At 41.8% G+C, this 12626-nt stretch carries 8 protein-coding genes; 3 read left to right on the forward strand and 5 right to left on the reverse strand.

What is annotated here, in order from left to right:
* The first annotated feature begins 6 nt into the window (after positions 1-6).
* Together DWW81_RS09090 and DWW81_RS09095 are read left to right on the forward strand one after the other, a co-directional pair.
* Positions 7-987, forward strand: a complete 981-nt coding sequence (locus DWW81_RS09090) for an ATP-binding protein (RefSeq protein ID WP_117897501.1) — start codon at positions 7-9, stop codon at positions 985-987.
* An 11-nt stretch (positions 988-998) separates the two neighbouring features.
* Positions 999-2327 carry a triacylglycerol lipase gene (locus DWW81_RS09095; RefSeq protein ID WP_117897502.1) on the forward strand — a complete coding sequence of 443 codons (1329 nt, stop codon included), beginning with the start codon at positions 999-1001 and terminating at the stop codon, positions 2325-2327.
* A 39-nt stretch (positions 2328-2366) separates the two neighbouring features.
* Here DWW81_RS09095 and DWW81_RS13265 read toward each other — a convergent pair whose 3' ends face one another.
* The 5 genes from DWW81_RS13265 to DWW81_RS09115 form a co-directional block, all read right to left on the reverse strand.
* Positions 2367-2534 carry a hypothetical protein gene (locus tag DWW81_RS13265; protein ID WP_181982713.1) on the reverse strand — a complete coding sequence of 56 codons (168 nt, stop codon included), beginning with the start codon at positions 2532-2534 and terminating at the stop codon, positions 2367-2369.
* Between the two features lie 3 nt (positions 2535-2537).
* Entirely contained in the window at positions 2538-2888 is a 351-nt protein-coding gene (locus DWW81_RS09100) for an Hpt domain-containing protein (RefSeq protein ID WP_117897503.1), read from the reverse strand.
* A 30-nt stretch (positions 2889-2918) separates the two neighbouring features.
* Positions 2919-4859: a diguanylate cyclase gene (locus DWW81_RS09105; RefSeq protein WP_117897504.1), complete on the reverse strand. Its 1941-nt coding sequence runs from the start codon at positions 4857-4859 to the stop codon at positions 2919-2921.
* A gap of 168 nt (positions 4860-5027) precedes the next feature.
* Positions 5028-8276 carry a UvrD-helicase domain-containing protein gene (locus DWW81_RS09110; protein WP_181982714.1) on the reverse strand — a complete coding sequence of 1083 codons (3249 nt, stop codon included), beginning with the start codon at positions 8274-8276 and terminating at the stop codon, positions 5028-5030.
* Complete coding sequence (locus DWW81_RS09115; protein WP_181982715.1) at positions 8273-10990, reverse strand: PD-(D/E)XK nuclease family protein; 2718 nt, start codon at positions 10988-10990, stop codon at positions 8273-8275. The genes DWW81_RS09110 and DWW81_RS09115 overlap by 4 nt, the downstream gene beginning before the upstream one ends.
* Before the next feature lie 263 nt (positions 10991-11253).
* Between DWW81_RS09115 and DWW81_RS09120 the strand changes: the two genes are divergently transcribed.
* A complete protein-coding gene (locus DWW81_RS09120) occupies positions 11254-12597 on the forward strand; it encodes an MATE family efflux transporter (RefSeq protein WP_117897507.1) in 1344 nt (447 codons plus the stop codon).
* Positions 12598-12626: the final 29 nt, after the last annotated feature.

Genomic DNA, 12626 nt, shown 5'->3' on the forward strand with positions numbered 1-12626 from the left:
TAAAAAATGAAATATTCAATAACTGCCTATGACAAGGCTGAAAATGAACTTAAAAGACGGCGTGAAGCTGTCATGAACGAGCATGAGGTCCACGCTCAGGAGATAGCACAGCGACTTCCTGAAATAGAGGTTCTTACAAGATCACTAAAAGCAAATAACTGTGAACTCATGAAGGGCATAGTAGGCAAAAATGCTCATGGAAGAGAATATATACAAAAAATGCGTCAAAACAATGCCAATACTAAACGTGCCATTAAAGGGCTGCTTAAAATGGGAGGTTATCCTGAAGACTACCTTGATTATCACTATTACTGTCCTAAATGCTGTGATTATGGCTATCGTGACGGAGTGAAGTGCCAGTGCTTCACCGACTTGCTGAAAAAATACACCACTGAGGAGCTTAACGAGAATTGCAGTATCCAGCTCCACGATTTCTCTGAGTTCAGAATAGAATTTTATCCTGAAAGCGACGGTAACGGAATGTCACCGAGAGATAAAATGAGAACGGTGTATTCAAACTGCCGTGCATATGCTGACAAATTTCATGAAAACTCTCCATCACTGTTTTTCATTGGCAAAACAGGTCTTGGCAAGACTTTTCTTTCAGCCTGCATTGCAAATGAACTTATACAAAAGGGCTACAGCGTCATTTTCGCCTCTCTGCTGAAGCTTCTCAGACAGATAGAGGACGAGCATTTCGGCAGAGCCACAGGTCAGACACTTGACATCATAGAGAATGCCGACCTTGTTATCCTTGACGACCTCGGCTCAGAATTTCAAACGAGCTTTACAGATTCCGTGATCTATGAAATAATCAACGAGCGTATCAACCTTGGCAGGCCAACGATAATCTCTACCAATCTCACCAATGACGAATACAATGGAAAATATAATGAGCGTATAGTTTCGAGGCTCACAGGCTGTTTCATGCCTATTATGTTTGTGGGAAACGATATTAGACACGTAAAACTGAAAAATAATCTTTAAGGGGTAAAAAAATGAAAAAAATAAGGGGAACTTTTCTTTCTATACCGGTGCTTCTGCTTGCAAACGCACCTGCGCTGTGGAAACTTATTGACATAAATTCTCTGCTCAAAACGCTTATCATCATACTTTTGGCACTATACACCTTGGTTTTCATGTTCAAATCACATGGACGCAAGGGTTCTCATGGAAAAATCCGACGGCTTGATTCCGGAGCGTTTGTACTTGGCTGCGGTGTTTTGCAAAGCGTTATACAGCTTATAATAGTGATAGTGCTTTGCTTTACAAAGCTGAACGGTTGGCGGCTTCTTGCAAATGCACTTTGCGCTTATGCTATAACAACGCTTTTGTGTCTGAGTGGCATTGTGCGGATAGCGGCTTCAGCACGTCAGGTGAAAATACTGTGGTATGTTATTATGTTATTCACCTGGTACATACCTATTGTGAACTGCATCATGTTCAGAAAATTCTACAAGGCAGCGAGAAGTGAATACTACTTCGAGCAGGCAAAGCTTGACCTTGACACTGCACGAAAAGAGAACGAGATATGCAAGACAAAGTATCCTATACTTATGGTGCATGGCATATTCTTCCGTGATTGGCAGGTAATAAACTATTGGGGCAGGGTACCTAATGAACTTATTAGAAATGGCGCAGAGGTCTATTACGGCAAGCAACAGTCCGCCAACAAAGTATCCGTCAGTGCCACTGAGGTAGCTGAAAGGATAAAAGAAGTCATTGCAGAAACCGGCGCAGAAAAGGTCAACATAATCGCACACTCAAAAGGTGGGCTTGACTCAAGATACGCTATCTCTCACCTCGGCATGGACAAATATGTGGCAACTCTTACCACCATAAACACGCCACACTATGGCTGTAAATTCGTTGATATGCTTCTTGAGAAGATACCTGAGAGCATACAGGGCTTTGTTGATAGAAAATACAACAAGCTTTTCACTGCTCTGGGTGACAAAGACCCAAGCTTTTTAGATGGCGTTTATGACCTGACTTACAAAAACTGCTCTGAACTTAACGCAAGCACCCCTGACAGCCAGTTGGTTTCCTACCGCTCCGTGATGAGCAAAATGAACAGCATACGTTCCGCAGGTTTTCCGTTAAATATCGGCTATCTGCTCAACAAGCCATACGGCAAGGGCAATGACGGGCTAGTAACAGTTGAGTCGGGACTTTATGGTGAAAACGCCAAGATGATAGAACACAAGGGTAAGCGTGGCATTTCTCATGGCGACGTTATCGACCTTTTCAGGGAGAACATCAAGGACTTTGACGTGAGAGAATTTTATGTAGATATAGTAAAAGAGCTTAAAGAACAAGGCTTCTGATAAAAAAGCACCCGTATCGCACATGATACGGGTGTTTTGCTATTTTCTGGGGCGAATTAAATATTTCATTCTGAAACGCTGTCTGCCCTTGATAGTTTTGCGATTGAAGTTTGCTATCTTCGCATTGAACGCAGACATCATTCTAAGCTCATGTGGTGGAAGCCCCTCCTCACCATAAAACCGACAGTCTGACAGACTATCGGTCAAAACTCAGTTATCTATTTTTGTCACAGTGTCATAAACTATTTTATATTTTTCGCAGACCTTTTCATAATCCTGCTCATAGCCTGACAGCTCACCGTCCCTAAGATCCTCTGTAAGGTCATAGCTCGCCTTGTAAAGCTCGTCAAAGCCAAGATTGCTGCAAATGCCTTTGAGGGTGTGAGCCATACGGAAAGCTTCCTTGGCGTTTTTCTCCGCTAAAGCCCTGCACATATCCTGAAAAGTTGTATCATCAGCAAATCTTTTTGCAAACTTTGTTATCATTTTCTCACTGCCGAAACGTACCAGAACGCTGTCATAACTTGCGCCAATGCTTTCATAAAATTCTCTAGTAGTCATCAGGACACTCCTTACAAATCATATCATCTCTTATTCTACGCCCTTTGCAAGCTCGTTCTGAATATCTTTAAGACATTCGACAAGCACAGGGTTGAATGTGCCGCACTCTCCGTTAAGTATCAATGCCATAGCCTTTTCATGAGAATACGCCTTTTTGTAAACTCGCTCGCTGACAAGTGCGTCATAAACGTCGGCGACAGAAACTATCTGAGCCGATATCGGTATCTCGTCGCCTTTTAGTCCGTCAGGATAGCCCCTGCCGTCATAACGCTCATGGTGCCACCTGCATATGTCATGGGCTATCTTCAAGAGTGGCTCGTCACGGAACTGCTCAAGACTTTCAAGCATATTCGCTCCGATAGCGGAGTGAGTTTTCATTATCTCAAACTCCTCTTTGGTTAGCCTGCCGGGCTTATTGAGTATCTTATCGTCAATGCCTATCTTGCCAATATCATGGAGTGCCGCAGCCATTGGTATGAGAAGCTGCTCAGTGCCGCTGACAGTATACTTGTTTGTGCGCATAGGAAGCCTATCTAAAAGCAGCTCCGTTATGCGCTTTATGTTCACCACATGGCTTCCACTTTCGCCGTTTCTGAACTCTACTATCTGACTGAGTATGCTTATCATCATACGGTTGTTTTTATCTTTTTCGTACATCTGGTCACTTACAAGGGAAATAAGTCTGCGCTGTTTTGCATAAAGCTTAATGGTATTGAACACACGCTGATACACAACGCGTGAATCAAAGGGTCTGCTGATATAATCAGAAACGCCAAACTCATATGCTTTTCTTATAGAAGACGCAGAATCCTCGCTTGATATCATTATAACAGGGATATCATCTATCCAATGATGTTCCGCCATATAGTCAAGGACTTCAAATCCGTCCATTTCGGGCATGATTATATCTAAAAGCACAAGTGAAATTCCAGTGCCATACTGATTAAGCAGGTCAATACACTCCTCGCCGCTTGCCGCCTCATGTATGATATATTCATTGCCAAGCATTTCAGAGAGTATCTCTCTGTTTATATTTGAATCGTCAACAATGAGTATCTCCTGCTTTTGAGGCTCACCGGCAACACTTTCGTGACCATCTGTGACAACTGTATCTTTCTTTGTCTTTGCCTGATACATAAGCTTATCAGCCTTGCTGACAGCTTCGTCAAGGCTATTGCCATCAGAGAAAACGCCACCGACGCTTGCTGACAGACGTATATTTGAATACCCTGGCACAGTTGCCGCATGGATATTTCGTTTTATCTTCCTGAGCTTATGGGCAAAATCGTCCTCCTGAATATCAGGCATGACAAGCAAAAACTCGTCGCCACCATAACGCACAAGCACATCAGATTTTCTAATACAGCGCCTTATAACATCAACCACTGTCACAAGCACCATATCTCCTGCGTCATGACCGCATGTATCGTTATAAACCTTGAAGTCGTCAAGATCTATCATCGCAACGCCCGCAGGCACATGGGACTTTTTAAGCTTATCTTCAAAATATCTCCTGTTGCTCGCACCTGTCAATGCATCAGTATACATTGCCTTATGATATTTTGACAGCTTATTCATTATCTTTTCTCTGTCCTGAACACCCAGCAGAGAGTCCTCATCAAGCTTTTTGATAAGCTCCATAACATACGGCTCTCCGTCAACCTGAACATACTTTGAAAAGACCTGATAAATGTCAGTTCCCATAAATTCAAGCTTAGTTCTCGGCTTTTTATCAATAAAAGTTTTTAAGGATATACAGTTTTCACAAGGCTCGTCCACTTTCCAAAAAGAAAAACACTGACATGGATTTTCAACGCAGCCGCTCACTCCATGAGGACCGTCCGCTTTCAGAAGCCTGACAAAATCAAAAGTTTTCCTGAGAACGTCGATTTCCTTTTCTATTTCCGATGAGGTAGAACTCAGTTGGCTTTCGCTGTTATCACCGCAAGTCCATAATTTGTACACGTCCATATTCACGTTCTCCTTACGCTTAGTGTAGACTTATTGTTGCTTTTTTTACTTTTTTCGACATTATTAGCTGATTTATTATACCACACCTCAATCGCATTGTCAACCGAACGATACAAATTACAATATTATTCACAATATTAACTCATTCATATTTTAAGCGACTTTGCTCTAGTTGTTCATATATTTATCGTCATTCATAAAGTAAATATGGCACTCCACCTTAGTTTCCTCACTGAGCGAAAGCATTTTTCTGAGTATCTTTTCATAAAAATCAAGCTGTGAACGATATGTCTTTAAAATTCTCTCCTCAAAAAGCTTTCTGTCGGCTTCTTCCTGTATGTTGGTCTTATAGTCGATTATGATAAAGCTTTTGTCTTCCATTTTAAGCACAAGATCCATAACTCCGTTGCTGTATTCATTGCCGTCCATACTGTAGAATGGAAGCTCTGTATACACCGCCTGCGCAGTTTTGAGCAATTTTTCGATATCCTTATCTTTCAAAAAGCTGTGAAGCTGATAGTTGATATAGTCCTTATAAAAGCTCTCAGAAGCCTGCGAGCTACACTCGTCCTCAAAGTCGAGATACGCTCTGCTGACAATCTTCTGAATAAGCTCATTCTGCTGTGGCGTTTCGTTATACGGAAACAGCTTTCCACGCATATTCACCGCAAGCTCAAAGGCACGATGTACCATATGACCGATATCTATGCCCTTTGGACGTTTGTAAGACAGTTTCTCCACTCCACTTGGTGCAGTGACTTTTTTGCCGTCCTCAAGGTGGCTAGGAGTGATTTTGCTAACATATTTCTCACTGAGCTTTTTAACGTTTTCATCAAAGGCATTTCGGCTGTTGTTCACCTCGTCGAATATATCCTTGACGTTTATCTGCACCGCCTGCACAGCACTTTGCGCTGTGGCATTGTTTATCTGCGGCAGTTCTCTGCCTATTTTGCTCATTATAAGTTTGTCGATCACAGGTTTTTTCCGTTCAAAAGTATACACAAATATAAAAGCCTGCTTTGCTCTTGTGGCCGCAACATATTCAAGCCTGAGCTGTTCGCCAAAATATTTATCCTCTGCCTGCTTCCTCTCATTAGGGTAGAATGTCAGATAGTCCATATATGAATAATCGCTTGTTTTCAAAGGTACATAGACCTGTCTTTTAGCCACAAGGTCGGTGTACTTTCCTCCGCTGAATTTATGATTTTTAGCCTCCGCCATAATAACGATATTTCCCTCAAGGCCCTTTGCCTTGTGAAGATTCATGAGCCTTACGCAGTTCTGCTCACTGCTGTCAAGGATAAGCTCTTTTTCTTTCAGCACAGAAAGCTCGTTTTTCATCATGTCCATAAGCTCATCGCTTCCTGCAAAATCCTGCTTTTCCCACTTTTCAATAAGATAGATAAGATTTGAAAGCTCATATTCTCTGTTGCTGGTATTATCAAAAAGAAGCTCAGGAAAATCAAGTATCTTATAAAGCTTCGCTATAGGCTCATTAACAGTATCGGCAGACGCCTTTACTGCAACAAGCGTGGCGTCATTGCTTTCACAGTTTTGTTCATAATCGTCTACGTCAATTACAGCGTCTTCAAAATCGATGCTGTCAGGCCTACATCTCCAAAGGATAGAATAAGCCTTTTCCTTTGCGGTAGGGCTGTAGCTTTCAAAAACGAACTCTGCAAGAGCAATAAATCTTTTCAGCACCAGACTGTTTTTCTGAGGACGTTTGCCCCACATTGTGTATGGTATGCCACGATCTGTCAAGACCATTGAATAAAACTCCATTTGAGTTGTGTTCCAAAGAAGCAGAAGAAAATCACTGTATTTTATAGGTCTTTCCACACCCTTGTCGAATATCTTTCCGACCTTCACAAGGTCTGATATTATCTTAGCCACGCTTTCAGCACCCGGATCTTTGACAAAATACGCCCCCCTGATAACATCATCGGAAACAGCCGCAGGCTTATCAGCCTTTGATATCATATCGCTGTATGTCATGCCGTATTTGCCGTTTATTTCAGGCTGGAACTTTTCATTTACCCAAGCTATAAGCTGCTCATCAGAGCGGAAGTTGTAATCAAGTGAGAAAAACTCGCAGTTTTTTTCGTTATTGTTCTGGAATTTGGCTTTCATTTTGTTATAAAGCCTGATATCAGCGTCACGGAAGCCGTAGATAGACTGTTTAGGGTCGCCCACCGCAAACAGCGCACCATCACGGAGTGGGCATTGCCATATATCACCACCTGCTATAAGCTTGCTGTCGTCTGCACAAAGATACAGCAGAAGCTCAGTCTGCATAACGTCAGTGTCCTGAAACTCATCTATATAAATGCAGGAATACTTGTCTTTGAAAAACGCTCTTGCCTCACTGCTGTTTTTGAGAAGCTCGTGAGTGTGATACAAAAGCCCGTCATTTGAAACGCTCTCCCCGTCTTCACTCTCCTGATAAGCCTTTACAGCCTGCTCTATATACGTTGCCGTCTTGTTGAGGGCATATAGTGCATTTTCTTTCTTTACATTATCAAACCCACTTGGGCTGAAAATGGCCATGTTCTCATTGCTCTTTGGATGATCTTTCTTAATTTTAGTCTTATTAAAAGGCTCAAGTAACTTTTTGCAAGCTTTAAGATTAGCGCAAACTTTCACATAATTATACTCCGAGTCATAGACATTCATATTATCAGGAAAAAACTTTGTCACATCACCAACAAGAAAACCTGCTATATCTTCGTATTTTCCACCCAAAGCACCATTATAGAAAGCACGCACAAGACTATCCCTATAGTTACACATTTCTTTATAGGCAAGCATATTTATGGTGTCAAATGTCACACTGTCATAGCTTTTATCCCTAACAAACTCAACATCTCTGTATTCAGCACACTCAAGAAATGTTTCCATAAGAAAGTTTTTCACACGGCTGTCTCTGAGCTTATATTGATTGCTGTTCAGAAAGCCGAAATCTTCTATGTTCGCACCATTTGTACGGTAATATCTCTCGAAAAAGTCAGCCTGTGCCTGCTTTGTTTCACCGTCCTCGGCAAGTTTTAATCCCAAATACAGGTCAGCTTCAAAAGGCTGTTCTGACAGCATACTCAAACAAAAGCTGTGTATAGTGCTTATCTTCATGCGCTGTAAATTCATAACAGCGTTCTCATACAGCTTCTTTTCCTCACCGCTGCATTTTGCAATATTCTCCGTAAGCCCTGCCTGTATCCTCTCATAAAGCTCGTTTGCAGCAGCATTGGTGAAAGTTATAAGCACTATCTTTTCAACAGGTATACCTGCGCCTATCTGACCTATAACACGCTGTATTATAAGCCTTGTCTTACCTGCACCTGCGCCTGCTTCAACAAGGATATTCTTATCATAACTGTCTTTGTCTATTATATAGCTTCTTATCTGTTCTTCACTCATTCTGTTGCACCCCATGAACAAACTTCTTCATAAGCAGGACAAAACGTGCATGGAGTAATTTTATCATTCTTATTCACAATACACTTTTTAAATCCCTCTTCTACTATTTTCTTAAATGTTATTGTTATCATGTTTTCGATCCCAGAATTATCCTTATTGTTAACTACATGACAATTCTCTTTTTCAAGAATGAAAACATAATCTGCGGAAACGATATCACTTTCGCTCACTTCTCCCACAGGCGTAAGACCTTTTTCAAGCGCAATGGCATAAATATGATCCTGCGGATCTTCTGGAAGCTTCTCCCTGAATTTTTTGATATCCTCCGTCTTGTAATCAACTATCTGATATGACACCTTTGCCCCGTCTATTATCTTGTCAAGGCGGTCTATCCTACCCCTTATGGTGACTTCATACTCTCCTATTTTCACATCGCCGACAAATGGATACTCGACCTCAACGATCTCACGTTTGCCTGAGTGTATATCGCCGTGCAGTTCGTCAAGATAAGCCTTGACACAGGTGTAATATTCCTCTCTCTCACTATGTGCCACAGCCATATCCACAGGGGGATAGTTACGGAGATAGTTTTTAGAAACGCTATCGAATATCTCATCAAGCATCGCCTTGTCAACAGTTTCAGACACCTCAGCCGCACTTTTGCCTTTAAGCACAGTCTTGGCATAATTCTCCATTATCTCATGTATATACATTCCCTTGACATTGCCTTTGAGCCATGCACTGCGGTCTATATCCACCTCCTGCGGCTTTTCAACATGGGCGATACGCTCATAGAAAAACCTCAGCGGACACTGAAGCATAGTCGAAAGGCTTGTGGCAGAAATGATAAAATGTTCATTTTTGCACATTTCACGCAATATATCTATACGGCTTTTTCTCTGCTTATCAAGATACTCCGTAAGGCTTTCGCTTTGCTTTGCACCGTCATAATGAAGCCCGATTCTTTCTGCCTTGTTAAGAAAAGCACTGTTTAATGATATCTCAGAACGCACGCTAACCTTGCGTCTGTCGGAAAGATAATCATATACTTCTATTTTGTTTACATCAATGCCCTTTTCAGCCGCAATAACAGTATACACTGCCGACGGGCTTTGCGCTCTTATTTCTACGGTATCATAAACACTACAGCTTACAACAAGGTTTGCTCTCTCAGTCATGAGAACAGTTCTCACAAGGTCAGTGAGCTTTCTGCGCTCGATAGCGTCAGAACAATGGTCACGGTTGCCGAAAAGCTGTTCTCTCTCCTTATCGTTCAGAACAGGCGACTCGTCCTGCATGACAGGAAATCTTCCTGTTGTCAGACCAAGAACATATATGTTTTTCATGAAAAGCGCAGAATATCTCCCCATAAGACAGCAGGTAACAGCGCCTTTTGATGCAGGCAAAGAATACCTTGCGTTCTCTGCAATGTCGGTGATCTCAGTCATTGCTTCCTTCAAGCTAAGTTTCTTGTCATAGTCTGCATAAAATCTGTATCTTCCTATCAAAGCGTCCTTTACGCTTGATATGGAACTTCTCTGCTCAGCGTTTGTACCTTTCACATAATTTTGTACCAAGCCCAGCACGCCACCGTAAAACTCTTTTGCACTGACATTCTCTTTTTTAAAGACCTCATTAAAATCCTTGAACATCTTACTATCCCTTGTGCTATACCATTCAATGCCCCAGCCGTTTCCTGAGTTCTGTGCTTCAAGGAATATCCTGCCCTTGCTTTTGGTTTTGCCTTCCTCTGTTTCCTCCTCATAACGAAAAACAGGAGAGAGCATCACATCTTTGAAAAGGTCAAATCTATAGTCATTTTTGCACCATTTGAGCATTGCCCTGAAAAATGCAACAACGTCACTGTGTCTGCATGAAATGCCCTCAGGAAATTCCACGGGGACTTTGTATTGATCGCACATATTCATGAGCAAGTCCATATACTCATCATCTGGACACAGCACAGCGGTATCGCAAAGCTCGTAACCACTGTTCACGATATGTAGAACAGTTCTCTCCACCTCGTTTGTTACGCCATAAATTCTCCAAAGCTCCCCCTTTTGTGCTAACTCTCTCAGACCATTCTGATACTGCTCATCGCTCATATCAACCATGTTATCTATAACCGCAGGATCAGGCAAAAGCCCTATATACTCCGCTGTCAGCTTGTCAGCTTCTATTTCTTTATCATATGCAAAATGAACGCTGTTCACGTCTGCCTTACCAGCCTTTATAAGACCGCTGGCAATGCTTATGAGCTTTGCACTGTCATATAGTTTGCTGTCTGAAAGCTTATTTTCATACGCTTGAAAGATCGCACTCAGCGTGTTGATACGTCTGCTGTCCAAGGACAATGAATCAGGGCGTATACAGTTCATTCTAAGCTCTGATATCGTCTTGAATATCTCCATGCAGGCATTATGGTCATCGCTTTTAAAATAGTTTATACCGCTTTCATCAATAATACGTCTTACTATCTCACAGCCCTCAGCATTTGACAGTGTTATTATCCTGCTGTCCATATACTCGGCACTGGTTTCGATAATATGCTTTGCATGATCTGCGACTGTGTATCTTTCAAGCCTTATAACAATATTTTCACCGCTTGCGTTCTCCAACATTCTCTCAGCGTTGAGATAATCATTACATATGTAAACCTTTTTAGTCAAAGGGTCTTCTTCATTACAGCCTTTAAGCCACTCTATAAAAGTCATTACGCTTTCTCCCCTAACATAAATTATCATAATAACATTTTACCATAGCAGAAAAATCTTGTCAATCTACAATTAGCGTGTTTGTATACTTTTTTGAAACACAATATTAAAGAAAATTTATTGACAAAATCATACCGCTATGTTAAAATATACTTTGTAAAACTTGCGTGGATTTTTCCTGACAGTATGTCACTTTTCGCCACACAGCAAACAGGCTGTGCGGCTTTTTTTCTGCCCACAGACAAAGGAGTGTAAAAAAATAAATGAACAGTGATTTCATGAAAACAAGACCGATCTTCCCTCTTCTGCTTTCAATGTCCCTGCCAATGGTGATATCAATGCTTGTAAACTCTCTTTACAACATCATTGACAGCTTTTTCGTGGCAAAGATAAGCGAGGACGCAATGACATCGCTTTCACTGGTGTTCCCTGTGCAGAATTTTATAAGTGCCACTGCTATCGGCTTTGGTATCGGCATCAATGCGGTCATTGCCATATATCTTGGTGCAGGCAGAAAGGAAAAGGCTGATATTGCCGCAACTCAGGGACTTGCCCTTTCGGCTTTGCATGGTATTGTGCTAATGATAATATGTATACTTATAATGCCTGCATTTCTGTCTATGTTCACAAGTAATAAAAACGTTGTAGATCTTGGCGTGCAGTATTGCAACATTGTATTTACATTCTCTCCTGCATTAATGCTTGCCATTGCATTTGAGAAGATATTCCAATCTGTCGGCAGAATGAAGATATCAATGTTCAGTATGCTCTGCGGCTGTATCGCAAACATAATCCTTGACCCTCTGCTTATTTTTGGCGTTGGATTTTTTCCTGAAATGGGTATAAAGGGTGCGGCACTCGCCACTGGTATCGGTCAGGTGCTGACCCTTGTCATATACATAATAGCATATCTTCGCTGTGAGCTTCCTGTTAAGCTTTCCACAAAACACAAGCGTCCTGACGGCATGATAATCGCAAAGATGTATTCCATAGGCATTCCTGCAACACTTAATCTTGCACTGCCGTCACTTCTCATATCCGCCCTCAACGGCATACTTGCGGCATATTCACAAAGCTATGTGCTTGTTCTTGGAATTTACTACAAGCTCCAGACCTTTCTTTATCTACCCGCAAATGGTGTTATTCAGGGTATGCGACCAGTTATCAGTTTTAACTACGGAGCAGGCGAAAAGGAGCGTGTGAAGAAAATTTACCGCATTGTTCTTTACATGACAGGTGTGATATTGGCGGCAGGAACTATCATATGCGCGCTTTTCCCAGCCAAGCTCATAGGGCTTTTCACGGAAAACGCTGACACTATCGCCATAGGCAAAACAGCACTGCGCCTTATTTGTATCGGCTTTGTTATCTCCGCTGTATCTGTCACATCATCAGGTGCGCTGGAGGGGCTTGGCATGGGCATTCCGTCGCTTATGATATCTCTGTGCAGATTTATTGCGATAATACTGCCACTTGCGTTCTTCCTCTGCAAGCTCACGGGACCAACAGGCGTATGGAACGCATTCTGGATAACAGAAGTCGTCACCGCTTTGATATCTGTATTTATCTACAGATTTTCAGTTTCAAGGCAAAAAGATTTAAAATAAACACCGTTGTCATTCCACAATTACCATTT

The sequence above is a fragment of the Ruminococcus sp. AF17-1AC genome (assembly GCF_003461385.1).
In the GTDB taxonomy this organism is placed as follows: domain Bacteria; phylum Bacillota; class Clostridia; order Oscillospirales; family Ruminococcaceae; genus Hominimerdicola; species Hominimerdicola aceti.

Coding starts and splice junctions, on each gene's coding strand:
- DWW81_RS09090 (WP_117897501.1), top strand. CDS start 7: ATGAAATATTCAATAACTGCCTATGACAAGGCTGAAAATGAACTTAAA.
- DWW81_RS09095 (WP_117897502.1), top strand. CDS start 999: ATGAAAAAAATAAGGGGAACTTTTCTTTCTATACCGGTGCTTCTGCTT.
- DWW81_RS09100 (WP_117897503.1), bottom strand. CDS start 2,888: ATGACTACTAGAGAATTTTATGAAAGCATTGGCGCAAGTTATGACAGC.
- DWW81_RS09105 (WP_117897504.1), bottom strand. CDS start 4,859: ATGGACGTGTACAAATTATGGACTTGCGGTGATAACAGCGAAAGCCAA.
- DWW81_RS09110 (WP_181982714.1), bottom strand. CDS start 8,276: ATGAGTGAAGAACAGATAAGAAGCTATATAATAGACAAAGACAGTTAT.
- DWW81_RS09115 (WP_181982715.1), bottom strand. CDS start 10,990: ATGACTTTTATAGAGTGGCTTAAAGGCTGTAATGAAGAAGACCCTTTG.
- DWW81_RS09120 (WP_117897507.1), top strand. CDS start 11,254: ATGAACAGTGATTTCATGAAAACAAGACCGATCTTCCCTCTTCTGCTT.